We start from the raw sequence: 24712 nt of genomic DNA, 5'->3' as shown, positions 1-24712 counted from the left end.
CCTACAGCCCCTGACAAACGTTTTGCGCATCAGTGTCGAGGAACGGCGCGAAGGGGCAATTCACATAACGTAGCCGCACATTGCGTCCGTTGACATTCACCACGATCCGGTCCGCACGGATGGAAGGCGCGGCATTGCCGATGCCGCTTAGGCGCACGCCTGCGTTGTGGAGACCGAGGAAGCTGACCATGTCATCCTGATCGATACCGTCGCCCGACACGCCTATACCGCCGACCAACTGACCGCCGCGATAGATCGGGACGCTACCGGGAAAGATCTGGATGCCGTTGGCAATGCGCGGGCTGCCCGAAGGTGAATTAGGGACCAGCGTGCAACCTACCGGCGTGTCCGCGCTGCCGCCATTGCTCGCGATGAAAGCTACATGCGCGCCGATATTGGGCACGATGAGGTCGGTCTGCATCCCGACTGCGAAAGGACTGAACTGCGAAGAGGAGGCAACCGAGAGCGGGCCGGGCGGTTGTCCGACCTCGCCATCGGGAAAATAGGGTCGCGAGAGATTGCCGCCGGAGCGATCGGCAAAGGCGAATGTTCCGGTGAGGGCGTTGGCATCTGCCAGAAACGCGCGAACCCGTGTCACATATTGCGCGCCTGAAAGACCCTTTGGCGGAGCGGGCACGGCCTGCAATTGCGCGGCGGCGACCGAATTGGAGAAGAAGGCCGCAGTGCGCGCTTTCTGCAAGCTCACATCGACGCCAAAGATCGGCCCGTCGGGCGAGCGCACCACGCCAAGCACTTCGCCATGCGTATCGACGAGGCTGATCGAAGCCTGCATCCTGCTGTCGAGCGGACGCCGGATTTGCGCGCGCGCGCGGCTGAGCACAGTGAAGGCTTCTTCCAGGATCGCCCTCACTTCGCCCGCTGTCAGTGGCTGGGACACGCTCGCCGCATCGGTCCCGGCGCGGATGGGAAAGCGGGGATTACCTGCGCCGTCGGTCAGCACGAAAGCGTCGCGGTTGGAAAACTCAGCGGCTGTTGCGGCCCGGATGCCCGATGCTTCGGTACCGTAGGCCGTGCCAGCCAACAGCGTTCCGTTGGTGTATCCGGTGACGGCCAGCAAATTGCCCGCGGTGCCGTTTATCGCGGCGAAGTTGCCCGCTCCGGCGGTAATTTGCGCCTCGGTGACATCGGAGAAGCGCAAGGCTGTGCCATCTACGAAGATGCGGTTGGCGCGGATATCGGTCGGGGCCATGAATCCTTGCGCACCTGCCAGTGCAATCGCCTCCTCATCGTCGTTATCGGTGTCGAGTATGTTCGTGTCGAAGCCGTAATCTCCATCGCCCATCACGCCGATGCCGCCGACGACGACGCCGTTCTTGTAGAGCGGCAGTCCGCCCGGATCGGCGGCAAGGCCCAGCGGCGAACGCTTGGGACCGATCAGCCCGTCGCTTGCCCGAGCAACAAGGTCCGAACAGGGCAATTGGCTGAATTGCACGCCGAAGAGCGGTCCGCTCTCCAGCCCCACCGTGGTCGGCGCGGGCGGGAAGTGCTCCTGCACGATCTGGCTCGCCGTGCGGCTGGTGAAGGCATTGCCACCGCTCGACAGATAGGCTCCGGTCAGCGCTTTGGCGATGGCTGCGGCTTGCGCCGGAACGGCCACGCCCTGCAGGCCGATCTCGCTGCCATTTGCAGCCATGCCGCCGATTTGCTGGCGCGACAGCGTGGCTTCGGGATTGGCGCCGTTCATGGCGAAGACTGCCAGCACATTCCCGACCCGGTCGGTCACTGCGATCATCGATGGCAGGTTGCGCGCCTGTGCCTCGTTCACAGCCTGGGCGATGATGGACTGGACATCCGCGGCGGTGAGATTTTCCTGCGCGGGCGGAGCATATAGTTGGCCCGAAGGTGGCGGAGTGGGTGTAGGGGTCGGCACGACTGCGTTGCCGCCACCGTTCTGGCCTCCATCGGAGCCACCGCCTCCGCAACCTGCGAGCACCAACGCAATTGCGGCAAGCGAAGCTGTTGCGCCGCGCAGCCGCACTACCGCAGCCGTCCTATTGCGCCGACTGCCTGGCCCAGCGCCGCGCGGAAAGCGGCAGGGCGATAGCCTTCAGGACTGCGCACAGCCTCGTATGCGCGGTTGATATCGGCGCGAATACCCGCCGCTGCGCCGACAGTGACGCGGCCTTCGCTCACCAGCGCATTAAGCAGCGTATCAACCGCCATCACTGCCTGCACTGAACCGGCATAATCGGTGAAGCGTGCGGAGGTAGCGGTATTTCCGATCCGCTCGACCACGGTAAAGGCGCCGTTCGATCCGAAGGACCGTGCGGCCAGCGCTCCGGACAGTTCGAGCGCTTCGCTGCGCAAGGCAATCGCTGCCTGCTGCGCCTCGGCGCGGCCTTCGTCCATCGCCCCGTGGAACTGGCGGCTGGCGCGGCGGAAGCTTTCGGCGCGGCCCGGCGCCAGCGTTTCGGCGACGGCGGACAGCATGATGATGTTCTCATCGTTGAATGGCGGCTGGCCAAATGTGATCGGACGCCCCGGATTGGTCTCGAAGGTCAGGCGCCGCTCGTCCTCGTCGGTGATCGGGCGATGGCACGAGTGACAGTCATAGAATGTCAGCTGCGGGAACACGCCCGCCATGCCGTGCGAAGGCCGCGCGAACAGGTCGGTTGCACGGGCCACCGCCTCGGCCTGACCCACGGCCCACAATTGCACCGCATCGGGGCGTCCCTTGCGCTGGATGTAATCGGCATCAACATCGTGATGCTGCTGGAAGGCGCTGAACAGGTCGAGCTCGAAAGTGATACGCGGGTGGCCTGCTGCCATCATCGCATGAGTGACGAATTGCCCGGCATCGGCGCTACCATAATGGCAATCGAGGCAAACGCGCGCCCGCGTCGTCGGCTGTTCAAGCGGGACCAGCCCGTTGCGGACATTGGCCGGATGTGTGCCGCGCACTTCGTAATGGCTTGATAGCCACCCAATCGCCGCGCCGTGGCAGCTTTCACAGCCTACTCCGTCATCCAGCCGGAAGCGCGGGCCGCGCTGCGATGGCGGTGCATAGGTTGCGTGGCAGCCGAGGCAGGCCTGCGCCGATTGCGGATCACCGAGGCCGAGCGACGCAGTGATCTGCCGCGAACGGCGCGATCCGAGGACAGCATAGGTCCGGCTGTGCGCGCCACTGACGGCCGAAGGGCTTTGCCATGTAGCAATCTCGTCCTGCCGCACGATTGCGCCATTGCCCTCGCTGCGGCCGTGGCAGGTCGAGCCGGCGCAGGATGCGACACCGGTGTAGGAATAGCTGCCCTGCGCATTGAGCGGTTCGCCCGCAGTCAGTCCGAATGTGAGTGCGAGCACGGTAGCCATGGCAAGCGCGAGCCCTGCAATTCGCGCGCGGCTGACCATATCGCCTGTTCCCCTTGTTCCCATTACGTGGCGGCCCCCGGCCGTGAACCCACGCTCACCCAATTCGATGCCGGTGCGCCGAGGCGACCCGGCGTGGCTGGTTCCTTCAGTTACCTTCCAGCGCGGCCGACATCTGTTCCAGTTGCACTGTGCAGCCGTTTTCGATCAGCGCAAGCGCCAAGTCCTCTGCATCCTCGGGAATATCTTGCAGGAACACGAAACGGACCTGTGCCACATCCCGCGAATTGTTCGAGGAAATGGCGTAAGTCTCTCCTTCGCGCAGCTGTACGGCCGATTCCCACAGCGCCAGCATCTCTCTTTCGGGGAATGTCAGGCTCACGGGTTCCTCAGCGGCATTCTCGCGTGCGAAGGAATAGACTTCGGCGTCCTCGGTGCGTGCGCGCCAGAGGTGGACCGGATCGCCATTGGCCAGGCAGATCGTGCCCGATTTGGCGACATCGACATACCAGAGGTTGGGATTGGTCACTTCCTCGCCATCGCCGCGCACGGCCCCGGTACGCGCCCGGCTGGCGGAGCGGCGCGTGGTGAGCGCGGCCAGCGCGCGGTTGCGGCCCTGCGTCGTGCGCTGGGCTAGTACGAAAGTGCCCGGGCCGCGCAAGGTCCGCGTACGGCCATCATGCAGCACGGTCAGCGTATCGCCTTCCCTCAGTGTCACGCGCTGGGTGTCACCGATCTGTGTTCCGACGGGATATTGCGAAGCGGATGGTCCGCTGACCGCGACGACAGTGCCTGCTATCGCTTCCTGCGGCGCCAGCACCAGAGTGGCAAAGGCGGCAAAGATGCCCAGCCATGTTCTGCGGATCGTTTTCATGGGTCTTTTCCCCCCGATAAAGAATGCCCTATAGCACGATTGCAGCATGTTGTGGCGAATGCCAGCGGTATAGGACATTTACGACGCGATCGTGATGGCTGCGAAATTATTTCCCTGCCATGACATAGGCACCATCGGCACCCAGATTGCGGCTGCGCATGAGCAGCGAGGCGAGCGCGGCATCGTCGGGATAGACTGCGGCCAGCGCGGCGATACGTTCGATTGCAGCGTCGCGGTCTGCGTCAAGCTGCTCGACGGCTTCGGCCAGTTCGCGGCGGTCGGCATTGAGGAATTCCGGCGCAGGCTCGTAGAGGTCGACCGGCTGCGCGCGGCCTGACAGCACGACGCGGCCCATGCGCCGCCACCAGTCGAGGCCAGAGCGTGTGGCAAATTCCGCGCTCGCCATAATCGAGGTATTGAGCGCCTTGTTGGCCGACTCGAGCCTTGCGGCGGTGTTCATGGAGTCGCCCAGCGCCGTGTACTGGATGCGGTTCTTGCCGCCAAAATTGCCCACTACGGCCTCGCCAAAGTGCAGCCCCACACGGGTCTTGCCGATCTTGGGAAGATCGGGGTCCATTGCAGCAACTTCGGCGCGGAAATTCTCTCCCGCCTGCCAGATTGCATATCCTGCCTTGGCCGCTCGCGTGGCATCGTCGGGAAGGGCAATCGGCGCGCCCCAGAAGGCAACCACTGCATCACCCACGAACTTGTCCAGAATGCCGCCATGGTCGAGCACCACCTGGCTGAGCAATTCCAGATAGCGGTTGAGCAGTTTTGCCACCATTTCCGGTTCCACCGCATGGCTCATCTTGGTGAAGCCTTCGAGGTCGGAAAACAGCACGTAAATCTCGCGCTTTTCACCGCCGAGGCTGAGCAATTCGGGCTTCTCGATGATCTCGCTGGCGATGCTTTGCGGCAGGTACTTGCCCAGTGCCCCTTGCGCGAAACGTCGCTGCACCGCGCCTGACGCGCGCGCCGCGTTGGTAATGGCGGTGAAGGCGACGATCCAGCCGAGCGCAGGACCGATGGCGGGGAAGCCATGCGTATCGAAGCCGCGCTCGTGCAGGAAGAACGGCAGCCCGATGAACAGCAAGAGCTGGATCACAAGTAGGGGAATGAATCTCCAGCTTCGCAGCTCCATCAGCGCGGTCAGCGTGGCCGCGATGATGACCAGCAAGGACAATCCCCAGAGATACCAGTTCGACGGTTGTATTCGCCGTTCGCCATCGAGCATCTGCGCAATGGTGGCCGCGTGGATCTGGATTCCTGGTGGCCGTACGTCGCGCGCGCCCTGTTCAACAGCGTCATCGACATAGCCGGAGAGCGGCGTGAGTGTCCGGTCGTAATCGATGATGTCGCCGCCGATCAGCACGTAGGAATCGCGAACCGCCGTCTCGAAATCCTCGCGCGCTTCGGGAATGGCGAATATCTCGTCGATACTGAAGGCGATGATCGAAAGCGTGGGGAATACCGGCTCGTCGGCATACATCGGCCGGCGGAAACGGATTGCGCCCTGATACCCTTCGAAGCGATCGACTGCTGGATTGCCCGCGCTTTGCAGCATCACGCGGCTCATCAGCGGCGGTGTGCCTGCGATTATCTCGGGCCAGACCCGCGTGACGCCTTCAAATTCAGCGAGACGAATGCTGGCGGGCCGGGCATTGCTTCCTTCCAGCGCAGCCATAAATTCGTCGAGATAGGCTTGCTGCTCGTACTCGATGTCGAGTTCATTGGTGATCACGTCGGCATAGCCCACCGCGACGGGTGTCTGCATGGCTTGCAGTGTCTCGAGGAGTTCTGGATCTTCCTGCTGCGGCTGATCGAACAGGATATCGATGCCGATCGCCTTTGCGCCCAGCGTGTCGATATTGCGCAATGCGGCCGCCAGTGTATCGCGCGGGAGGGGCGATCGCTTTTCGAGCTGGATCAAGGCCTGGTCGTCGAACGCGATAATGACTACGCGCTGGTCCGGTTCGACCTGTTCCGACAGGTAGAACTCGCGCGCATCGTACAGGGCGCGTTCGGCCGTGTCGGTGAACCAGATCTGCCAACTGAACCGCGCCAGCACCAGCGCAAGCAGTAACAGCAGCCCGGTTAGCGCCAGCCGCTTTGGTCCGGCTTCGCGCACGCTGCGCCAGCCGCGTTCCAACAAGTGCAATGGTGTTTGCCCGGTCAAGATTTCCCCCTTCCCATTGCCCTTGTGGCGTGCGCCAGTGCTTTTGCAAGTGTGAAGACATTGGTCTTCGCTGCCAAAACGAGGCATAAGCAGGCCAGTCCCGCTTATCGCGCGGGCACAGGGGGAGGACCGCGATATGGCTTCAGTTTATGACCGACACGTCGATCTGGACACATTCATGGAGGGCGTTCGCAAACGCAATCCGGGACAGACCGAATTCATCCAGGCCGTGCAGGAAGTGGCTCAGGACATCTTCGAATTCATCGAGGACAAGGAAGAGTATCACGAGGCGCAGATCCTGCGCCGTATTGCCGAGCCTGACCGGATCGTCAGCTTCCGCGTGTGCTGGGAGGATGACAATCACTGCATCCGCGTGCAGCGTGGCTGGCGGGTGCAGAACAACAATGCCATCGGTCCCTACAAGGGCGGCATCCGCTTTCATTCAAGCGTAAACGAAAGCGTGCTCAAGTTTCTCGCATTCGAACAGACCTTCAAGAATTCGCTCACCGGCCTGCCGATGGGCGGCGGCAAGGGTGGCGCGAATTTCAACCCCAAGGGCAAGAGCGATGCTGAAGTCATGCGCTTCTGCCAGAGCTTCATGACCGAACTGTACCGCCATATCGGCCCCAACACCGATGTGCCTGCCGGCGATATCGGCGTGGGCGCGCGTGAAATCGGTTACATGTTCGGCCAGTACAAGCGCATCACCGGACGCTGGGAAGGGGTGCTGACAGGCAAGGCGACCGAATATGGCGGATCGCAGATGCGGCCCGAGGCGACCGGCTACGGAGCGGTCTATTTCCTGCGCAACATGCTCAAGCACGCCGGACAGGATGTCGAGGGCAAGACTGCCGTCATTTCGGGATCGGGCAATGTCGCTACCCATGCGGCGGAGAAAATCGTCCAGCTTGGCGGCAAGGTGCTGACACTGTCCGACAGCGGCGGCTTCATCCACGATCCCGACGGTATCGACCAGGAGAAGATCGACTGGGTCAAGCATCACAAGACCCATAATCGCGGTCGGATTTCTCAATATACTGACCATTTCACCAACGCGACCTTCCACGAAGGCGCGCGGCCGTGGAACGTGCCTGCCGAGCTCGCCCTGCCATGTGCGACGCAGAACGAGTTGAACGAGGTCGAGGCGAAGGCGCTGGTCGAAAATGGCGTAATCGCGGTATCAGAAGGCGCGAATATGCCGACCACGCTCGACGGGGTGAAGGTCTTTCACGATGCCGCAATCATGTACGGCCCCGGCAAGGCAGCCAATGCGGGCGGCGTTGCGGTGTCGGGCCTCGAAATGAGCCAGAATTCGGAGCGGATCAGCTGGAACCAGGAGCGTCTGGGCGACATGCTCACCGACCTGATGGAGGGCATTCACGAGAAATGCGTGGCCTACGGCAAGCAGGATGACGGCGACTATGTCGACTATGTGAAGGGCGCAAATATCGCGGGCTTCAAGAAAGTCGCAGATGCGATGCTTGCGTTCGGTGTGGTGTAAACCGGGCTAAACGGTCGGCGCGGTCACAAGGCATTTGCCTTCGGGGGCGAAGGTGACGCTGGCGAGGTCGGGAGCCTGCGCGCATTGGCCGGGAGCAACGACTTCGCCTGCGACGAGCACTTCGCCCGATAGTGGCACCACCAGCAGCTTGCTTGCATAGGAATAGAGCAGGCCGTCATCGGCCACGCCGTCCACCAGATCGAGGCGGAATTGCGGGCCGTCGACCAGCGTTGCATGGCCGCTGGTCGGAATGCTGCCGCGCAATGTGTCAGGATGAGGCGTGCCGCGCGCTACCGATATGCCCTGGTCGAGATGCAACTCGCGCGGGCGGCCATAGTCATACAGGCGGAAAGTGATGTCGCTGTTCTGCTGGACCTCGATGATCGAGCATCCCGGACCGATCGCGTGAACCGTGCCTGCGGGAATATAGAAATAGTCGCCCGCTTGCACCCTATGCCAGGTGAGCAGGTGTTCGATCGAGCCATCGAGCGCGGCGGCGCGCATCGTTTCGGTGTCGATCTCCTCGTTAAAGCCGACACCCAGCGTCGCGCCCTCCTCGGCGGCGACGACCAGCCAGCACTCTTCTTTGCCGGTGCGGCCAAGGCCTGCGGCTTTGGCCTGCTCGGCATCGGGGTGGCACTGGACTGAAAGTTTCTCGCTGGTGAAGAGGTATTTGACCAGCAATTCGGGCAATTCGGGCTGCGGTTCGAACCAGATTTCGCCCACGCGCACACCTTCGGGCGCAATGAAGGGTGCGGGGAGCGAATCCCTGCCCCAAACCTTTTCGACCGTGCGCGTTGGCAACAGCATTGGCGACCTTGTGAAAGAGTGTTCGGCGTCCATGACGCCTGACAATTAGCGTGTGATTATTGCGATTTGCACAACGCGCGCCGCTTTTCCAGTGCAGCGGGCTTCATTCGTCCCGATTGCAGGGCTAGACCGCACCTATGAGCGACAGGACGACCATCGCCGCGGACCCGCACTGGCTACCGCATGCGCTCGATCTGGCGGGCGGGCGGATGCAATTCGTGCGTATCGGGCGCGACGTGCTGACATCGCCCGGCTTCCTTGCAGATATCAAGCCGGAAGAGGCGGAGGAAAGCGCATGGCTGACGCTCGATGAAGTGCGCGCCATGCAGCCCGAAACCGGCGCATTGCATTTCATCTTCCACACCGCCTTTTGCCGCTCCACCCTGCTGGTGCGCGCATTGAATATCGAAGGTGTTTCGGTGGGTATGGCCGAGCCGGGGATCCTCGCGCAACTGGGCGGAGCGGGAGAAGCGGCGAAAAATCTGATCAAGCCCGTGTGCGACCTGCTGTCGCGGCCTTGGGGGGACGGCGAAGCGGTGTTCGTCAAACCAACCAACCATGCCAACATGCTGATTCCCGCGCTGCTCGCCGCGCGCCCCGACGCGACAGCGGTGCTGATGACCAATCCGCTGGGCAGCTTTCTCAGGTCGGTCGACAAGCGCGCGCTGATGGGGAGGCGCTGGGGGCGGCAGCTTTACCTTGAAATGATGGGCTATGCCGGAATGGACCTTGGCATGGACGGGCGCGAGCAATTCTCGATGACCGATTTGCAAGCGGCGGGTCTGGCGTGGTTCCTCTCGCAGCGGCTCTTTGCAATGCTGCTGTCCGGGTCGGACAGCGAGCGGCTGCGCGTGCTCGATGGCGACCGCTTCGACCTGAACCGCGCCGATGCAGTAGAAGCGGTGTTGGAGCTGGCGGGACTGTCATTCGACCCGCGAGCAGTCGAGACCGTGGTGGACGGGCCGATATTTCGTCGCCACGCAAAGATCGGCGGCGATTTCGGCGGCGATGAGGCAGTTTTCGCGCCTGCCTTCGAGCAGGAGTGCGAGCAGGTCCAGCAGTGGCTGGAGATGATCGCGCAGCAGGCGAGAATAGAAATCCCCGCCCGCCACACTCTATTCTAGCCGGCTATTCGGCGGCCTCTTCGGCAACTTCGCGAAGGAAGATCTCCTCGATCGCAAGGCCGAAGATGTCGGCAATCTTGAAGGCGAGCGGGAGCGAGGGATCGTATTTGCCCGTCTCGATGGCATTCACGCTTTGGCGTGAGACATCGAGGCGGTCGGCAAGGTCCTGCTGGCTCCACTCGCGCTCTGCGCGCAAGACGCGCAACCGGTTCTTCACGCCGCGTCTCCAGCACTGCGCTCCGGCCAGGCCATGCCCACGCCGAGACCAATGGCCCAGGCGGGGAAGACCCACCACGCCCATATGTGCGGGACGAGTCCGAAGGTTTCGAGGAAGCCCCAGCCGGTTCCCAGCACCAACACAAAGCCCAGTCCGACAACTGCACTGTTTACGGCGCGGTGACGCAAATATTCGTCGGTCTCTTCGCGCAGGTATTGCATGATGGCCCAGATCATGCCGAATGCTGGAATCATGGGCACCACCGCGAGTAGCCACATGGCGGGCGGAGTCCACTCCATCCGGTCTGCCGCGAGCGCCGAGCCCATCATCGCCACAGAATAAATGGCGGCGAAGGACAGGAATCGCCGGTTGTAGCGCGCAACCGCTCTCGTCATCGCGCCTCGCTCTGCCTGCAATCGCTTGCCTGTCCTTATGACGGGCACCAGCAGTACCGCATTCAGCACCATCAGTATGTAAGGGGTCGGCGGCTCGATCGCTCCGGTGACAAACAGCACTGCGATCACGGCCATGTTGGAGGCGAACAGGCCCGCCCACAGCCCCGGCTTCGCCTTGTTATGTGTCGCGCTCGTCATCATGCACACTCCCCGAAAGTACCCATGGTGATCTTGTTGAAGACCGCCCCCACACCCAGGCCGAAGCACCAGATCGTCGGCCACCAGAAGGCCTCGACATGCGGGACGGGCAGGTAGGTTTCGAGAAAACCCCAAACGGCGGCGCCGGTCAGGGTCAGGCCGGTCGCCACCATCACCTGGCGTACGTAGAGCATGCGGAAAAATTCGTCCCGCTCTTCCACGATCAGGCGCACGAAAATCCAGAATACCGCAGCGAATGCGAGGCCGGGCAGGGCAGCCAGCATATAGGCTGGCCACCCTGACAATCCGCGGTCCTCGATCAGGACTTCGGCGGCGAAAAGCGAGCCGAGATAAAGCGCCATCGCGAGGGCAATTCGGACGAGATAACGCAGCATTTCAGGCTTGGCGCGGGTTCGTTTGGTCATGAGTTGTCTCCGTTTCGGATGATCGGGCATGGCGCGCAGCCGCGAGCATTGCCCAGTGTCGTCCACGCAAGGACGGGTAGGATGATGAGCATTGTCCGGGCGGTTTCATTTTCGACAAGCCCGGACGCGGCAAGCAGCGCAAACAGGATGATGGCACCTGCCCAGACGAGCGCTTTGGTAATCGGATGCATGTCAAGCTCCCTTGAAGTGATGTAAAGGAAACTAGACAATGATTCGCCAAAAGTCAAGTAACCTTGTCATATTGCTTGGCAAGCTTGACGTGAGGTCGGCTCGGAAACCGCGTTTCCTTCCCGCAAAAAGGCCAGGGGTCGTTATCTTGCCATTCACTAGCGCGCGCCTACATTGGGTCCACGAAAGGATGCCCTGCGCATGAGCGAGAATCGCGAACCCGAAGAACAGCCGAACCCGTGGATGAAGAGCCTCTTCGTCTGGGGCGGTATTTTCCTGGCCCTGTTGCTGGCCGTTTCCATGTTTGGCGGCGACCGCCAGGCACCCGGCACGGCCATCAGCTATTCGGATTTCAAGGAAAAGGTCGTCGAGGGCAGCGTCGCTGAAGTGACGATTGCGCAAGACCAGATCACCGGGGTCCTGCGCAATGACGAGACATTCTCGACCACGCCCGTGCCCGGCGACACACGCCTGACACAGCAGTTGGACGAAGCGGGTGTCGAATATACCGGCGCGCAGGCCGAAGAAGGCAATGTGCTGCTGTACATCCTGATCCAGACGCTCCCGTTCCTGCTTATCCTCGGCATCGCCTTCTTTGCGCTGCGACAGGTGCAGAAGGGTGGCGGCGCTGGCGGTGCGATGGGTTTCGGCAAGTCGAAGGCCAAATTGCTCACCGAAAAGCAGGGCCGCGTGACTTTCGAGGACGTGGCCGGGATCGACGAAGCGCGCGAGGAATTGCAGGAAATCGTCGAATTCCTGAAGGACCCGCAACGCTTCTCCAAGCTGGGCGGACAGATCCCCAAGGGCGCGCTGCTGGTCGGTTCGCCCGGTACCGGTAAGACGCTGCTCGCCCGCGCAATTGCGGGTGAAGCGCGCGTGCCGTTCTTCACCATTTCAGGCTCCGATTTTGTCGAAATGTTCGTCGGCGTGGGCGCAAGCCGTGTGCGCGACATGTTCGAACAGGCCAAGAAGAACGCGCCGTGCATCGTCTTCATTGACGAAATCGACGCGGTGGGTCGCCATCGCGGCAACGGTATCGGCAATTCCAATGACGAGCGCGAGCAGACATTGAACCAGTTGCTGGTCGAGATGGACGGTTTCGAAGCCAACGAAGGCATCATCATCATCGCGGCGACCAACCGCCCCGACGTGCTCGATCCTGCGCTTCTGCGTCCGGGCCGTTTCGATCGCCAGGTCGTAGTGCCGATCCCCGATATCGACGGCCGCGAGAAGATCCTTGCCGTGCACATGAAGAAGGTGCCGCTGGCGCCCGACGTGAACCCGCGCACCATTGCGCGCGGTACGCCGGGCTTCTCCGGTGCGGACCTTGCCAATCTCGTCAACGAGGCAGCCTTGCTAGCCGCGCGCCGCAACAAGCGCCTGGTGGCAATGCAGGAGTTCGAGGACGCCAAGGACAAGGTGATGATGGGCTCTGAACGCAAGAGCATGGTCATGACCGAGGACGAGAAGAAGATGACCGCCTATCACGAGGCGGGGCACGCCATCGTCGCCGTGCATGAAGAGGCATCGGACCCGATCCACAAGGCTACCATCATTCCGCGCGGACGTGCGCTGGGCATGGTGATGCGCCTGCCCGAACGCGACAATTACTCCTACCACCGTGACAAGATGCATGCGAACCTGTCGGTCAGCATGGGTGGCCGCGTCGCCGAGGAAATCATCTTCGGGCACGACAAGGTATCGAGCGGTGCCTCGTCCGACATCCAGTATGCCACCGACCTGGCCAAGAACATGGTCACCAAGTGGGGCATGTCCGACAAGCTCGGCCCGCTGATGTACGAGCAGAGCCAGGAAGGCTATCTCGGCATGGGCCAGACCACGCGTACAATGGCGGGTGCTGAAACCAACAAGCTGATCGACCAGGAGATCAAGGATCTGGTCGAAGGCGCTCACAAGCGAGCGACCGACCTGCTGACTGAGCACGAAGACCAGTTGCACCTGCTCGCACAAGCCATGCTCGAATACGAGACTTTGACGGGTGACGAGATCAAGACCTTGCTTGAAGACGGCAAGATCGACCGTCCGGATGCCCCGTCTGGTCCAATACCGGTCGTGCCTACGCATGGTTCGGCCATCCCCAAGGCCGGTAAGCGCTTCGGCGGCGAGGGTGAAGCGCCGCAAGGCGCGTGACGCACGAACCGCCGCCGCGTCCCTTGCGCGATCTCGCCAGCGTGGCGATGCGCGTGATGGAGGCGGGCGGGCGGTTCCTTCTCTGGCTAGGCGGCGCACTCGTCGTGATCGGCCCGATCGTGTGGCTGTTCAACCGCGAGCGCGGCGACCAGGTACTCACCCAGCTTGGCTTTACCTTCCTGGCCTGGGCCGCGATCCTCGTCGGCTGGCACATGGTCCTCACGTTTCTGCGCTGGTGGATCTGGTGGCACAATGATGAGGGCAGCTCGGGACCGTGATTGTATCTCGCGCGTTTGAGGGACGTCACAGGAGGATTTTATGACCAGGACATCCGTCTTTGCCGCTGCTTTGATCTTGCCCGCCATGTTCGTGTCAGGCTGTTCCGAAGAAACGCAGGAGCGTGCTCAAGCGACAGCGGAGGGCGCTGCTGCCGACACCGCCGCCAACGCCGAAGTCATAGGTGAAGAACTGCGCGAAGGGGCAATCGTCGCTGCCGATGAAGTCAGCGAAGGCGCCGCAGAACTGCGCGACGAGCTGGCCGAGAATGAAGCCAACGACACCGACCCCTCGGATAATGAGCTGGATGGAACCGACTAGCGCCGGACAGGGGCAAGTGGCGTAATCAGAATGCTCCCAGCACCAGCAGTACCTGCAGGAAGAGCAAGATTACGATCCAGATGAAAACGCTGAGAAGCAATAGGCGGCACAGCGCGCTGAAGCGTCTGATTTCGTACGTGTAGCGCAGGTGCTTGTACATATGGATCGGTGTGATGATCATGGCGGCCACGACCACGATATCCGAGTCCACTCCGCCGGCGATCAGCAGCGATCCCGTGATGAACAGCAAAGTCATGAAACTGAGTGAGTACGTGACGAAAATCGCGTGGTCGTAGGCCTTGAAGCGCCGTTTCCAGAAGAACATCAGCCACACGAAGGGGATCGAGATCGGGATCAGCAGCCAGCTGAATTTGTAGGCGTTAGCTTGCAATTTATAAAGCATAAGACCCGGATTTTCGCGCCATTTGGCTATCACCCCATCGTCGATTGCACTGACTCCGGTGATGTTCCATTCCCCGTCCCGCATGAAGCCATCTGGGTTCAACTCCGACACCGTATCGAGCGCTCCAAGACTCTCATCGATCGTGGTTATCTGCGCTTCAAGCTCGGCCCGCTCGCTCGAATCGGCTGGCAGTGCCTCAAGCTCGACCCGCGCCTCTTCGCGTTCCTGCTCGAGTCCCTCGCGGGCGTCGGTCACCGACTGCGGAGATATTTCGGGTGCAGAAAGATCGGTCGGCGCGGTCAGTCCGACCATCTGAAACACCGCGAACATGAGGAACACGCCGAATAGGAACAGCGCCATCGGCGACACAAAGCGCGCGCGCTCCCCTTCGATATAGCGCCGGGTAAGTTTGCCGGGGCGGAAGATCAGCATGGGCAACGTGCGCCACAACTTGCCTTCGAAATGCAACGCGCCGTGCAGCAGGTCGTGCATGAACGCCCCGATGGTGCGGTGTACGTGCCCGCTCTGCCCGCAAGCATGGCAATAAGCGCCGGTCAGCGCGGTGCCGCAGTTGAGGCAGGCTTCGGGTTGATCGGGATGCGGCGCCTTCGCCCCCGAATCGGGTTCGAGTGCGCGCGACAGCAGGCCCCCCTCGCTCGCCGTGCCGATGCCTTCCAGCAGATCGCTCATGCGTGCCCCCCTTTCATGAGGGGGCAGTATAGGCAGGCAAGGCGCGCTGGCAATCGGGCAGTGCAGCCCACTTGTGCGCCGGTCTGTCCGCAGCCACATGGGGGCCATGGATGTCGCAACAGACCAACTGCCGGTGATCGGCCTTGCCATTACGGCCGCTGCCTTCGTGCTGCTGATCCTGGTCGAAATCGCCATCCCGTTCCGGCGCGCGGTACTGCCAAGGGGGCGCCGCTGGTTCACCAACCTGGCCTTGTTCGCAATCGATACTGCAGCGGTCCGCCTGCTGATCCCGCTGGCGATGGTGGGCGCGGCCGTACTGGCGGCAGAGCGGGGCTGGGGCCTCCTCAACCTGGTCGAGCTACCCGCTTGGCTGGCCTTTGCGGTAACCTTGCTGGCGCTGGACCTGGCGCTTTATGTGCAACACTGGGCGACGCATCGTGTCCCGCTGCTGTGGCGACTGCACCGCGTGCATCACAGCGACCGAGATTTCGACGTGACCACGGCGGCGCGCTTCCATCCGGCGGAGATTGTTCTGTCGATGGCGTATAAATGCGCGGTAGTCATCACGCTCGGCGCGCCCGTGCTGGCGGTCTTCGTTTTCGAAGCGGGTTTTGCCGTGGCGACCCTGTTCACCCATGCCAATTTCAGCCTGCCTGCCAAACTGGACAGGATCGTGCGAAAAATGCTCGTAACGCCCACCATGCACCGCATCCACCATTCGGCACGTATGGAGGAGACGAACAGCAATTACGGAACCGCACTCACCTTGTGGGACCGATTGTTCGGCACTTACCGCGCTTCAGCCAGGGACAGACAGGAGGATATGACCATCGGGCTGCAAGAGTGGCAGGACGATCGGCCAGCCAAGCTGGGCTTCGCGCTTATACAGCCCTTCACCCGCAAATAGGCGCTGGAACCAGCGCTTGAAAAAGCAAAGGGCCGCAACCTTTCGGCGCGGCCCCTTGGCTTGACGGATGGCACAAGGCCTTAACCGTCGTAATCGGCTCCGATCGAAGTCGAGCGGGTCGGCGCGGCGGCGGACAGGCGCATGGCCTCTGCCGACTGGCTCAGCGAACCGATATCATCGGCCTCGTCTTCCTCATCGGGAAGGATTGTCTGCAACGACTGGACCAGCGATTCCTGCAGATGCTTGGGCTTCACGGTCTGTTCGGCGATCTCGCGCAGCGCAACAACGGGGTTCTTGTCCCGGTCACGGTCGAGAGTGATTTCGGCACCGCCGGAAATTTCCCGCGCGCGCTGGGCAGCAAGCAGGACGAGATCGAAACGGTTGGGAACTTTGTCGACGCAATCTTCGACGGTAACGCGCGCCATGGGCACTCCGATAGGCTGGTGTTTTCGGAAAGGCGCTCAATTAGTCGGTACAGGGCGTCCCGTCAAGGTTTTCCGCCGCGCCAAGCATGCTAACAGGGTGGCGATGGAATTGACCCAATCTGCCCGCGATGCCGCTGCGCTTCCTGCCTATGCCGATCCGGAGCCGTTCAGCGCGCAAGCTCAGGGGCTGTCCTTTACATTCTACCCCGCCGGAATAGATCGCCGTGCGGCCTTGCTCGATATTATCGCCGGGGCGCAGAAAAGCCTGAAAATCGCCTTCTATATCTTTGCCGCCGACGGCGTAGGCGTGGCTGTGCGCGATGCGCTGGTGGCTGCGGCCAGGCGCGGTGTCGATGTGACGCTGATCGTCGATGGTTTCGGCGCGAGCGTGGACGACAAGTTTTTCGCCGAGCTTAGCGAAGCAGGCGGTTCGTTCTGCCTGTTCATGGCAAAATGGTCGCGCCGTGCGCTCATCCGAAACCACCAGAAGATCGTGGTGGCAGACGACACGGTCGCCATGCTCGGCGGCTTCAATGTCGAGGATGACTACTTCGCTCCGCCACAGGCCAATGGCTGGAACGATCTCGGCTTCCGGCTCGAAGGAGAGGTCGTCGAACAGGTCGCGCGCTGGTTTGAGCAGCTGCGGGAGTGGACGCAGGATGATCGCGCCCAGTTCCGCGATATCCGCCGCCGGGTGCGCGAATGGGATGATGGTGACGGGCCCGTGCAATTGCTGATCGGCGGGCCGACCAAGGGCCTCTCCAGCTGGGCGCGTTGTATCCGCGGCGATCTGGAGGATGGCGAGCGTCTCGACATGATGATGGCGTATTTCTCGCCCAATACGAAGCTGCGCCGTGCCATCCGCAGGATTGCGCGCAAGGGCAAGACGCACCTGGTTATGGCCGGCAAGAGCGACAATGCGGCGACCATCGGAGCCAGCCGCGCACTCTACAAGAACCTGCTCGAGGCCGGCGCGAAAATCTACGAATTCCAGGCCTGCAAGCTGCACACGAAGCTGATCGTGCTCGATGATGCGGTGTATATGGGGAGCGCCAATTTCGACATGCGCTCGCTATATCTCAACCTCGAGATCGTGCTGCGCATCGAGGATGCTGCGCTGGCCGAAACGATGCGCCAGTTCATTCACGACCACGTCGATGCGTGCGACGAGATAACGCCGGAAGATCACGCCAGACGTGCCACCTTGTGGACCCGCACCAAATGGTGGGCGAGCTGGTTCCTTGTCGGCGTGCTCGATTATACGGTGACGCGGCGGCTCAATCTCGGGCTTTAGAGGCGAGCACCTTGATGCCCAGCGTTTCATAGGAAATCTCGGCCGTTGACGAGATCGTGGCACGCTCTCCGTCGACCATCAATTCGATCTCCGCATCGTCACGCGCGCGGCACACAACCCATTTTGCCGTGCCTAAATCGTCATGCGGCCCCTGCCGGAAATCATGCGTCAGTATCGCGAGGCCCTGCTTGATGAAATCGAGGAAACCGTCCTGCCAATAGCCCTCGATCTTCATCGCGCCGTAGTCGAGGATGAAACGGACGCCGGGATATCCTTCCTCGCGCCCGATCTCCGGCTCGATGATCTGCACGAACGGCCCCTCCGCGCTTTGCACGGCGGCATCGGTGGCGGTGGCGATTACTGCAGAAGCTTCCTTGTTGCGGATTTCCTCCCGCGCATCGGCCCACAGCGCGGCAGGCCCGACAAGCATTTCGGCCAGCGCGATATGCTCGCTGCATCGTAGCACCTTGAGGTTTCGGGGCGTCAGTTTGCCAGCGGCGTAGTGATCGAGGATCGCGTCCCACTCACATTCCTCGAACAACTCGTGACACAGCAGATTGGCAGTCCCGCCCGGCAGCGGCAGTATGGTGCCATCCCACCCGATCAGTCTGCTTACGAGCCCATTGAGCGTGCCATCGCCGCCGTGAACGATGATTACGTCCACCTTGGCGCCGCTCGCCATTCCGGCATCGGGCAGTTCGTCCGACTGGGCATCGAAACTGCGCGCGATATTCAGATCGGCAGCAGCAAGCCGCTCGGCGATCTGCTCCTCCAGCCCGTCCACATGGCTGCCGCTGGCGCTGTTGTAGCAAAGCCAGACGGTCGGCTGGTCGGTTGGGGATGAAGGTCCCGTCACCGGCAATTATCCGGATATTGTCGCGCGGTACGCATCGCCGTTCCTTACTCGGTTTGCCAGCAGGCAAAGAGTCCAATTCAGCGGAAGGGCAAAAGTTTCGTCCTATTCGAATCCGTAGTCCGAATAGTCCTTCATATTGGGCGAGGTGAACTTGGTGAACTCGCTCTGGAAATGCAGCGGCACATTGCCCGTCGAACCGTGACGCTGTTTCGCAACGATCAGCGTGGCGCGGTTCTTGAGTTCGAGGAATCGGTCTTCCCACACGCGGTACTTATCCTGATCGGCTTCGGAGCTGGTCTCGCTCGGCATGTCGGGGCGCAGCGCCTCGTGGTAATATTCGGCGCGGAAGATGAACCACACCATGTCCGCATCCTGCTCGATCGAGCCTGATTCGCGCAGGTCCGACAGCATCGGGCGTTTGTCCTCGCGTGATTCCACCGCACGGCTGAGCTGCGAGAGCGCGATGACCGGAACCTGCAGTTCCTTGGCGAGCGTCTTGAGCCCGCGCGAGATTTCGGAAATCTCGTTCACGCGGTTGTCGCTCGCCCGGCCCGAGCCTTGCAGCAGCTGGAGGTAATCGACCACGATCAGCCCGATGTCGTGCCGCCGCTTGAGCCGCCGCGCCCGCGTGCGCAGGCCGGAGATGGTGAGCGCAGGGGTGTCGTCGATATAGAGCGGCAATTCGGACAGGCGCTGCGCCGCGTAGGACAGTTTCTGGAATTCATCGCGGTTGAGCTTGCCCGACCGCAAAGCTTCGGACGAGACTTCCGCCTGTTCGGCAAGAATACGCGTGGCCAGCTGGTCGGCGCTCATTTCAAGGCTGAAGAATGCCGCGGGCGCGCCGTAATTGTGCGGACCGCCATCGCGCTGGTGGCGCAAATGTTCTTCGGCGCAGTTGAAGGCGATGTTCATCGCGAGCGAGGACTTGCCCATTCCCGGACGCCCGGCAAGGATGATGAGGTCGGAATTGTGCAGGCCGGCGGTCTTGTTGTCGATCAGTTCGAGCCCGGTGGTCTTGCCCGACAGGCCGCCGCCCGAATTCATCGCCGCTTCGACCATGCGGATCGCTTCGTGCGATGCGCTGCGGAAACTGGTGCCGGTGTTCTCGCTCACCGCGCCTTCGGCCACTTCGAACAGGCGCGCTTCCGCTCCTTCGATCTGGCGCATCGGCTCGACATCCTGCGAGGTGTCGAGCGCGTTTTCAACGAGGTCGCGGCCCACGCCGACCAGTTCGCGCAACAGCGCAAGATCATAGATCTGCTGCGCCAGTTCGCGCGGCGCCAGCAGGCCCTGACCATCGGCGGTAAGCTGCGCGAGATAGGCGCTTCCGCCCAGTTCCTTCAGCCCTTCATCGTTTTCGAAATAGGGTTTGAGCGTGACCGGCGTGACGATCATCTGCTTTTCGATGCCGATCAGCACGCGATCGAAAATGCGCTGGTGAACCGGGGCGTAGAAATGCTTGGGAGCCAGCTCGATCGGCAGTTCCTCCAGCACCCTGTTGTCGATCAGCACGGCACCGATGAAGGCCGCCTCCGCTTCCAGATTGGTGGGGAGGGCGCGGGCCTTGGGCGCTTCTTTGTCGCCCACAGAATCACTGCGGATTAGGAGGTCTTCATCTGACATATGCGGCCTTAATGCGCAGCGATTGCGGCGCGGGCAAGATGCGTCTTGCGACATTTTTCCATCACCGCCTGTGGAAAGCGGGGACTAATCGTCGCACTATCCTTTTCGCAATTGCAATATGCCCCTGCACTGGGCCAAAGAAGCCGGGCGATGGCACAGGACACAGATAACCGCATCGAAGCGATCACGCTGGATGAAGCGACCGTCATCGCGCGCAATGAAGAAATCGAGAAAGAGCGCGAAGTGGCCTTGCGCGACCTGGTAGAGGACAACCTCTTCCGTCCGATGCGCGCTCTTGAGAACGGCCACGACGGGCCGTGGCACGTCCATCTCGGCATTGTCGAGGGGATGCTGGCGCTCGGTCTGAAGGATCGTGCCGGGGCGGATGCGGGCACGATCGGGCTGGGCCTTGGCCGCCTGCGCCGCGTAGTGCGCGAGTATTTCGCGATATGCGACAGCTATTACAAGGCCTTGCGCCGCGCGAGTGCGCAGGAGATCGAAACCATCGACATGGCCCGCCGTGGCATTCACGATCGCGGAACGCGGCAATTGAGCGAGGCGCTTGATGGCAAGGTCGAAACCGATTTCGAAACCGCGCGTCGCTTGTTTACATTAATTTGCGTGCTGCATATCAAGGCTTGAGCTAGGCCCTGACTTCAAGGGCTTACATCGCACCGACAGCCTCAACATTCACCAATCAAGGGTCGCGCCCGATGGGCAAGAAGAAGAAATCCATATGGCGCTTCTGGATCGAGGCGCTGCTGCTGATCGCGCTGATCGCTACCGGCGGGTTCCTCTGGTTCCGCACGCAGAACTGGACTCCGCCGCGCGCGGAATTCCCGGTGCAGGGCGTGGTCATGGGGGCAAGCGATGGCCCGGTCGATATCTCTGCCTTGCGCACTGCACGTGCCGACTTCGTCTATCTCGAGGCGAGCAGCGGCGCCGAGGGGCGCGATGAACTGTTCGGCCGCAATCTCGCAGCACTGACCGAAACGGGCATCATGCACGGCGCGGTGCACACCTATGATCCGTGCATCCCGGCAGAGCGGCAGGCAGCCAATTTCGTCACCATCGTGCCACGCGATCCGCAACTCCTCCCGCCTGCCATCGCGCTTGACAAGCCCGCCAGCGCCTGCGGCGATCCGGTGGTGGAAGCCGCGCTGGAAAGCGAGCTGACCACCTTCATCAACCAGGTTGAAGGCCATGCCGGGCAGCCGGTGGTGCTGAAGGTGAGCGAGGAGTTTGAACGCACCTATGGCATCGCCTCGCGCATCGAGCGCAACCTCTGGCTGGAAAAAGACTGGCTGCAACCCGACTACGGCGGCCGGCCATGGACGCTGTGGACGACGAACACACGCCTCAAGAATTCTGCCAACGGGCAGCAGATGCGCTGGGTGGTGGTGCAGCCCTAGAACTGTCTGGAAAGTGCGCTAGCCCGCGTCTCTTTCCAGCCATTCGACCAGCGCGCCAAGGCAATCGCGCGCCAGCAGTTTGCAGCGTTCCGGGCTCCAGCCCTGCGCTTCATCGGGCCAGTCGTCATTGTCCTTGAAGGGCATTTCCAGCGTCATTGCGGTCGCGCCAAAGCGTTCTGCCACCTGGTTTGTGCTGATCGCGAGGTTGGCCTTGCCGGCTGCCGATTTTGGATAACCCTTTTCGGTCTGGAAATCGGGGCAACGGCGATCGAGGATGCGCTGGTAGCGATACATCTTCTCACCCTGTTCGTCGGTCCATGACGGTATGCCTTCGAACCCCGCGAGGAAATTGGCGGCAATCGCCTCGTCACCATGGACGTCCATCGCGAAGTCGACCCCGCTTTCGTCCATCGCGTTGCGGATCGCGAGCACTTCGGGTGATTTCTCTGCGCTGGGATCGGCCCACTCACGATTGAGGTTCACGCCATCGGCGTTGCACCTCAAATGGCCCCGGAATGATCCGTCGGGATTGCAATTGGGCACGACATGCAGGCGGCACTTCTGGCGCAGGGCGCGGCCCACGACATCGGTGGGATCGGTGAGCACTTCCAGCGCGCCTTCCATCCACCATTCGGCCATGCTTTCGCCCGGATGCTGGCGGGCGTAGAGCCACACCTGCATATCGCCGTCACCCATCTCGAGGCAATCGAGCGGGCGACCATCGAGCGTTTCGCCAAGGCGGCGATATTCCACGCCTTCGGCGCTCGACGCTTCGGCCACAAGATCGTGGTGCCGCTCCATCGAATAGGGCGCGAAATAGGCGAAATAGGCAATGTCGGAAGCCGGCGTGTAACGCACTGTCAGCGTTCCATTGCCGATGCTGTCATCATAGCTGCTGTCGGCGCGGCCCCAGAAATCGCGATCTTCCGAAACACAGGCGCGGTATCCTGGCCAGCCCTGGGGATAAGCGCTGTCTTTCAGGTTCTCGAAAGTCAGCACCAGTTCGCGCCCGGCGGCGCCGGACACGCGGAAGTGGAACCACTGCGCAAATTCGCTGTTGCGGTCTTGCGGGATGCGAAGCTGTGCGCTCGCCCCGTCAATCGACACGACTTCCACATTGCCGCTGTCGAAGGCGGCATCGATCACAATGTTGGTCTGGGTCATTCTACCTCGATAGTTTCACCGGAGATCCCGGGAAAGTCTGCGAACAGGGCATCGACCATCCGTGTAGCGGCAGCCGCTTCGCTGGCATAGTCACTGTTGCTGGTCGCGACCATGCTGGCGCGGCCTTCCCACAAATTGGTATCGCCCTCGGGTGACTTGATGGCCACGAACAACTGTCGCTCGATCCGTTCCGCCGGTGCGCCTGACAAAAGGCTGCCAAGGTCGATCCCGACTCCAACGCCCACGCCCGATCCGTATGAGCCGGTCGAGCCTCCTGCTCCCACGCCGACCCCGCTGCGACGGCGCTCATCTTCGGCGACGAAGGCTTCAAGGTCGATCATGGCGACCTGTCCGCCATTGACCGCGACGATACGGTAGCCGAGCGATTCAAGTTCCTGCCGAACGGCATCGCGGTAAATCCCGAATTCCAGCGATTCGGCATCTACCGTTGGCGAAGCCGTGATGGCGATTGTCCCCTGGCCGAGGAAGCTGGGCGTTTCTCCCACGTAGCGGGTGACTTCGACCGGAGAGACATAGGACGGTGTGGCGCAGCCCGTCACAAGGGTGCAGGCGGCAAGAAGTGTGAAGGCGAGATGTTTCATACTGATATAATGCACCAGATGCCTTCGTGTGCCTACTCCCGCGCAAATCATCCCCCATCCGCCAATTCGCGCATTGCCCGAAAAGGCATTCGTGCTAGGCGCTGCGACCTATGAGCGAACACACACCTGTCCTCGTAACCGGCGGTGCCGGGTATATCGGAAGCCATGCCGTCCTCGCCCTGCTCGATCGCGGCTGGAAGGTCGCGGTGATCGACAATCTGTCGACCGGCTTCAAATTCGCGGTGCCCGATGGCGTTCCGCTGTATGAAGGCGATATCGAGGACGCGGACCTGCTCGCGCGCATCTTTGCGGAGCAAGGCACGAAAGCGATCATGCATTTCGCAGGCTCCATTGTGGTGCCGGAAAGCGTCGAGGACCCGCTCAAATATTACCACAACAACACTGTGAAGAGCCGTGCCCTTATTGACGCGGCGGTGAAGGCGGGCGTGCCGCATTTCATCTTCAGTTCCACCGCTGCGACCTATGGCATTCCCGAAGAGTCGCCGGTGCGTGAAGATACGCCCAAGGCGCCCATCAATCCCTACGGCTGGTCGAAGCTGATGACCGAGCAGATGCTGGCCGACACGGCTGCCGCGCATGACCTCAACTACTGCGCGCTGCGCTATTTCAATGTCGCGGGTGCCGATCCGCAGGCGCGCAGCGGGCAATCGACCGCCGGCGCGACCCATCTGATCAAGGTCGCGGTGGAAGCCGCGCTGGGCAAGCGCGATTCGGTGAGCGTGTTCGGCACCGATTACGAAACTCCAGACGGTACCGGTGTGCGCGACTATATCCATGTCAGCGATCTTGCCGCGGCGCACGTGCTGGCACTGGAGGCGCTGGTCGCGCAGCCAGGCACTTCGATGACGATGAATTGCGGCTATGGCCGCGGTTTCTCGGTGCTCGAAGTGCTCGATGCAGTCGACCGGGTTACGAACATGGAGGTCAAGCGCGAAATGGCACCCCGCCGCGCCGGCGATCCCGATTCGCTGATTTCGGACCCGAGCCGGATCAAGGCCACGCTTCCGTGGGAGCCGCAGCACGCCGATCTCGATGCCATCGTGAACCATGCGCTCGCTTGGGAACGCAAGCTGGCCGAAATCCGTACAAACGGTTGACTTCGCCGGGAGCGCCGACTATCCGCGCCCCTTGAAATTCCGGCATCGGAGACCATCTCCGGTGCCGCTTATTTTTCGGGAAAAGACCATGAAGATCCGCAACAGCCTCAAGTCGCTGAAGAACCGCCATCGCGATTGCCGCGTGATTCGTCGCCGTGGCCGCACCTATGTGATCAACAAGACCAACCGTCGTTTCAAGGCCCGCCAGGGCTGATCGGCGCCGTGCCGCGTTTG

The 24712-nt window shown here is 61.9% G+C and carries 26 protein-coding genes; 11 read left to right on the top strand and 15 right to left on the bottom strand.

All coding sequences use genetic code 11. The features are described 5' to 3' along the window. Position 1: 1 nt before the first annotated feature. The 4 genes from AAC850_RS04750 to AAC850_RS04735 form a co-directional block, all read right to left on the bottom strand. Positions 2 to 1993, bottom strand: coding sequence for a heme-binding protein (locus AAC850_RS04750; protein ID WP_422723175.1), 1992 nt, complete (start codon positions 1991 to 1993; stop codon positions 2 to 4). 5 nt (positions 1994 to 1998) lie between these two features. Next, complete coding sequence (locus AAC850_RS04745; RefSeq protein ID WP_340587474.1) at positions 1999 to 3393, bottom strand: multiheme c-type cytochrome; 1395 nt, start codon at positions 3391 to 3393, stop codon at positions 1999 to 2001. 82 nt (positions 3394 to 3475) lie between these two features. Beyond that, positions 3476 to 4201 (bottom strand): hypothetical protein, encoded by a 726-nt coding sequence (locus AAC850_RS04740; RefSeq protein WP_340587473.1) that lies wholly within the window; start codon positions 4199 to 4201, stop codon positions 3476 to 3478. Between the two features lie 106 nt (positions 4202 to 4307). Continuing rightward, positions 4308 to 6377, bottom strand: a complete 2070-nt coding sequence (locus AAC850_RS04735) for a CHASE2 domain-containing protein (protein WP_340587472.1) — start codon at positions 6375 to 6377, stop codon at positions 4308 to 4310. A 136-nt stretch (positions 6378 to 6513) separates the two neighbouring features. On the opposite strand from AAC850_RS04735, the gene gdhA reads away from it, so the two are divergent. After that, a complete protein-coding gene (gene gdhA, locus AAC850_RS04730; RefSeq protein WP_340587471.1) occupies positions 6514 to 7878 on the top strand; it encodes an NADP-specific glutamate dehydrogenase in 1365 nt (454 codons plus the stop codon). A gap of 6 nt (positions 7879 to 7884) precedes the next feature. Here the strand turns inward: gdhA and AAC850_RS04725 are convergent, their stop codons facing one another. After that, positions 7885 to 8688, bottom strand: a complete 804-nt coding sequence (locus tag AAC850_RS04725; RefSeq protein ID WP_340587469.1) for a class I mannose-6-phosphate isomerase — start codon at positions 8686 to 8688, stop codon at positions 7885 to 7887. A gap of 137 nt (positions 8689 to 8825) precedes the next feature. On the opposite strand from AAC850_RS04725, the gene AAC850_RS04720 reads away from it, so the two are divergent. Then, on the top strand, positions 8826 to 9812 hold the full coding sequence (locus AAC850_RS04720) for a hypothetical protein (protein WP_340587468.1): 987 nt from the start codon (positions 8826 to 8828) through the stop codon (positions 9810 to 9812). A 4-nt stretch (positions 9813 to 9816) separates the two neighbouring features. Here AAC850_RS04720 and AAC850_RS04715 read toward each other — a convergent pair whose 3' ends face one another. From AAC850_RS04715 to AAC850_RS04700, 4 genes are read right to left on the bottom strand one after another with little or no spacing between them, the layout of a single operon-like run. Continuing rightward, on the bottom strand, positions 9817 to 10029 hold the full coding sequence (locus tag AAC850_RS04715; protein ID WP_340587467.1) for a helix-turn-helix transcriptional regulator: 213 nt from the start codon (positions 10027 to 10029) through the stop codon (positions 9817 to 9819). After that, positions 10026 to 10622 (bottom strand): hypothetical protein, encoded by a 597-nt coding sequence (locus AAC850_RS04710; RefSeq protein ID WP_340587466.1) that lies wholly within the window; start codon positions 10620 to 10622, stop codon positions 10026 to 10028. Before AAC850_RS04710 ends, AAC850_RS04715 begins: the two co-directional genes overlap by 4 nt. Then, on the bottom strand, positions 10622 to 11047 hold the full coding sequence (locus AAC850_RS04705; RefSeq protein WP_340587465.1) for a hypothetical protein: 426 nt from the start codon (positions 11045 to 11047) through the stop codon (positions 10622 to 10624). The genes AAC850_RS04710 and AAC850_RS04705 overlap by 1 nt, the downstream gene beginning before the upstream one ends. Then, the gene (locus AAC850_RS04700; RefSeq protein WP_340587464.1) at positions 11044 to 11238 is read right to left on the bottom strand and encodes a hypothetical protein; all 195 of its coding nucleotides are present in this window, start codon (positions 11236 to 11238) and stop codon (positions 11044 to 11046) included. Before AAC850_RS04700 ends, AAC850_RS04705 begins: the two co-directional genes overlap by 4 nt. Before the next feature lie 199 nt (positions 11239 to 11437). Here AAC850_RS04700 and ftsH point away from each other — a divergent pair, with 199 nt between their 5' ends. From ftsH to AAC850_RS04685, 3 genes are read left to right on the top strand one after another with little or no spacing between them, the layout of a single operon-like run. Continuing rightward, positions 11438 to 13387, top strand: a complete 1950-nt coding sequence (ftsH, locus tag AAC850_RS04695) for an ATP-dependent zinc metalloprotease FtsH (protein ID WP_340587463.1) — start codon at positions 11438 to 11440, stop codon at positions 13385 to 13387. Further along, positions 13384 to 13665, top strand: a complete 282-nt coding sequence (locus AAC850_RS04690) for a hypothetical protein (RefSeq protein ID WP_340587461.1) — start codon at positions 13384 to 13386, stop codon at positions 13663 to 13665. The genes ftsH and AAC850_RS04690 overlap by 4 nt, the downstream gene beginning before the upstream one ends. A 40-nt stretch (positions 13666 to 13705) precedes the next feature. After that, positions 13706 to 13984 (top strand): hypothetical protein, encoded by a 279-nt coding sequence (locus AAC850_RS04685; protein WP_340587460.1) that lies wholly within the window; start codon positions 13706 to 13708, stop codon positions 13982 to 13984. A 25-nt stretch (positions 13985 to 14009) separates the two neighbouring features. Here the strand turns inward: AAC850_RS04685 and AAC850_RS04680 are convergent, their stop codons facing one another. Then, complete coding sequence (locus tag AAC850_RS04680; protein WP_340587459.1) at positions 14010 to 15077, bottom strand: DUF3667 domain-containing protein; 1068 nt, start codon at positions 15075 to 15077, stop codon at positions 14010 to 14012. 106 nt (positions 15078 to 15183) lie between these two features. On the opposite strand from AAC850_RS04680, the gene AAC850_RS04675 reads away from it, so the two are divergent. Beyond that, positions 15184 to 15984 (top strand): sterol desaturase family protein, encoded by an 801-nt coding sequence (locus AAC850_RS04675; RefSeq protein ID WP_340587458.1) that lies wholly within the window; start codon positions 15184 to 15186, stop codon positions 15982 to 15984. Between the two features lie 80 nt (positions 15985 to 16064). Here the strand turns inward: AAC850_RS04675 and rpoZ are convergent, their stop codons facing one another. Further along, positions 16065 to 16409, bottom strand: a complete 345-nt coding sequence (gene rpoZ / locus AAC850_RS04670) for a DNA-directed RNA polymerase subunit omega (protein ID WP_340587457.1) — start codon at positions 16407 to 16409, stop codon at positions 16065 to 16067. 103 nt (positions 16410 to 16512) lie between these two features. Here rpoZ and AAC850_RS04665 point away from each other — a divergent pair, with 103 nt between their 5' ends. Then, on the top strand, positions 16513 to 17703 hold the full coding sequence (locus tag AAC850_RS04665; RefSeq protein ID WP_340587456.1) for a phospholipase D-like domain-containing protein: 1191 nt from the start codon (positions 16513 to 16515) through the stop codon (positions 17701 to 17703). Here AAC850_RS04665 and AAC850_RS04660 read toward each other — a convergent pair. Beyond that, the gene (locus AAC850_RS04660; RefSeq protein ID WP_340587455.1) at positions 17687 to 18559 is read right to left on the bottom strand and encodes a diacylglycerol/lipid kinase family protein; all 873 of its coding nucleotides are present in this window, start codon (positions 18557 to 18559) and stop codon (positions 17687 to 17689) included. The two genes, AAC850_RS04665 and AAC850_RS04660, sit on opposite strands and share 17 nt — an antisense overlap. A 102-nt stretch (positions 18560 to 18661) precedes the next feature. Next, positions 18662 to 20182 carry a replicative DNA helicase gene (locus AAC850_RS04655; RefSeq protein ID WP_340587454.1) on the bottom strand — a complete coding sequence of 507 codons (1521 nt, stop codon included), beginning with the start codon at positions 20180 to 20182 and terminating at the stop codon, positions 18662 to 18664. Between the two features lie 150 nt (positions 20183 to 20332). Here AAC850_RS04655 and AAC850_RS04650 point away from each other — a divergent pair, with 150 nt between their 5' ends. Both AAC850_RS04650 and AAC850_RS04645 read left to right on the top strand, forming a co-directional pair. After that, on the top strand, positions 20333 to 20824 hold the full coding sequence (locus AAC850_RS04650) for a UPF0262 family protein (RefSeq protein WP_340587453.1): 492 nt from the start codon (positions 20333 to 20335) through the stop codon (positions 20822 to 20824). 71 nt (positions 20825 to 20895) lie between these two features. Continuing rightward, positions 20896 to 21594, top strand: a complete 699-nt coding sequence (locus tag AAC850_RS04645) for a glycoside hydrolase family 25 protein (protein WP_340587452.1) — start codon at positions 20896 to 20898, stop codon at positions 21592 to 21594. 18 nt (positions 21595 to 21612) lie between these two features. On the opposite strand, the gene AAC850_RS04640 is transcribed toward AAC850_RS04645, so the two are convergent. Next, complete coding sequence (locus tag AAC850_RS04640; protein ID WP_340587451.1) at positions 21613 to 22758, bottom strand: M14 family metallopeptidase; 1146 nt, start codon at positions 22756 to 22758, stop codon at positions 21613 to 21615. Continuing rightward, the gene (locus AAC850_RS04635) at positions 22755 to 23375 is read right to left on the bottom strand and encodes a DUF4136 domain-containing protein (protein WP_340587450.1); all 621 of its coding nucleotides are present in this window, start codon (positions 23373 to 23375) and stop codon (positions 22755 to 22757) included. Before AAC850_RS04635 ends, AAC850_RS04640 begins: the two co-directional genes overlap by 4 nt. 95 nt (positions 23376 to 23470) lie before the next feature. Between AAC850_RS04635 and galE the strand changes: the two genes are divergently transcribed. Beyond that, positions 23471 to 24478, top strand: coding sequence for a UDP-glucose 4-epimerase GalE (galE, locus tag AAC850_RS04630; RefSeq protein WP_340587449.1), 1008 nt, complete (start codon positions 23471 to 23473; stop codon positions 24476 to 24478). A gap of 88 nt (positions 24479 to 24566) precedes the next feature. Then, a complete protein-coding gene (gene ykgO / locus AAC850_RS04625) occupies positions 24567 to 24692 on the top strand; it encodes a type B 50S ribosomal protein L36 (protein ID WP_007165381.1) in 126 nt (41 codons plus the stop codon). The last annotated feature ends 20 nt before the right edge of the window (positions 24693 to 24712 follow it).

Source organism: Erythrobacter alti (genome assembly GCF_037996805.1).
GTDB lineage: Bacteria > Pseudomonadota > Alphaproteobacteria > Sphingomonadales > Sphingomonadaceae > Alteraurantiacibacter > Alteraurantiacibacter alti.
Note: the sequence above shows the minus strand (reverse complement) of the source record. Positions and strands in the feature narration are given on the sequence as shown.

What these genes read in the sequence shown, in the direction of transcription:
- AAC850_RS04745 (WP_340587474.1), bottom strand. Translation starts at nt 3,393, where the DNA reads ATGGGAACAAGGGGAACAGGCGATATGGTCAGCCGCGCGCGAATTGCA.
- AAC850_RS04740 (WP_340587473.1), bottom strand. Translation starts at nt 4,201, where the DNA reads ATGAAAACGATCCGCAGAACATGGCTGGGCATCTTTGCCGCCTTTGCC.
- gdhA (WP_340587471.1), top strand. Translation starts at nt 6,514, where the DNA reads ATGGCTTCAGTTTATGACCGACACGTCGATCTGGACACATTCATGGAG.
- AAC850_RS04725 (WP_340587469.1), bottom strand. Translation starts at nt 8,688, where the DNA reads ATGCTGTTGCCAACGCGCACGGTCGAAAAGGTTTGGGGCAGGGATTCG.
- AAC850_RS04720 (WP_340587468.1), top strand. Translation starts at nt 8,826, where the DNA reads ATGAGCGACAGGACGACCATCGCCGCGGACCCGCACTGGCTACCGCAT.
- AAC850_RS04710 (WP_340587466.1), bottom strand. Translation starts at nt 10,622, where the DNA reads ATGACGAGCGCGACACATAACAAGGCGAAGCCGGGGCTGTGGGCGGGC.
- AAC850_RS04705 (WP_340587465.1), bottom strand. Translation starts at nt 11,047, where the DNA reads ATGACCAAACGAACCCGCGCCAAGCCTGAAATGCTGCGTTATCTCGTC.
- AAC850_RS04700 (WP_340587464.1), bottom strand. Translation starts at nt 11,238, where the DNA reads ATGCATCCGATTACCAAAGCGCTCGTCTGGGCAGGTGCCATCATCCTG.
- ftsH (WP_340587463.1), top strand. Translation starts at nt 11,438, where the DNA reads ATGAGCGAGAATCGCGAACCCGAAGAACAGCCGAACCCGTGGATGAAG.
- AAC850_RS04685 (WP_340587460.1), top strand. Translation starts at nt 13,706, where the DNA reads ATGACCAGGACATCCGTCTTTGCCGCTGCTTTGATCTTGCCCGCCATG.
- AAC850_RS04680 (WP_340587459.1), bottom strand. Translation starts at nt 15,077, where the DNA reads ATGAGCGATCTGCTGGAAGGCATCGGCACGGCGAGCGAGGGGGGCCTG.
- AAC850_RS04675 (WP_340587458.1), top strand. Translation starts at nt 15,184, where the DNA reads ATGGATGTCGCAACAGACCAACTGCCGGTGATCGGCCTTGCCATTACG.
- rpoZ (WP_340587457.1), bottom strand. Translation starts at nt 16,409, where the DNA reads ATGGCGCGCGTTACCGTCGAAGATTGCGTCGACAAAGTTCCCAACCGT.
- AAC850_RS04665 (WP_340587456.1), top strand. Translation starts at nt 16,513, where the DNA reads ATGGAATTGACCCAATCTGCCCGCGATGCCGCTGCGCTTCCTGCCTAT.
- AAC850_RS04655 (WP_340587454.1), bottom strand. Translation starts at nt 20,182, where the DNA reads ATGTCAGATGAAGACCTCCTAATCCGCAGTGATTCTGTGGGCGACAAA.
- AAC850_RS04650 (WP_340587453.1), top strand. Translation starts at nt 20,333, where the DNA reads ATGGCACAGGACACAGATAACCGCATCGAAGCGATCACGCTGGATGAA.
- AAC850_RS04645 (WP_340587452.1), top strand. Translation starts at nt 20,896, where the DNA reads ATGGGCAAGAAGAAGAAATCCATATGGCGCTTCTGGATCGAGGCGCTG.
- AAC850_RS04640 (WP_340587451.1), bottom strand. Translation starts at nt 22,758, where the DNA reads ATGACCCAGACCAACATTGTGATCGATGCCGCCTTCGACAGCGGCAAT.
- galE (WP_340587449.1), top strand. Translation starts at nt 23,471, where the DNA reads ATGAGCGAACACACACCTGTCCTCGTAACCGGCGGTGCCGGGTATATC.
- ykgO (WP_007165381.1), top strand. Translation starts at nt 24,567, where the DNA reads ATGAAGATCCGCAACAGCCTCAAGTCGCTGAAGAACCGCCATCGCGAT.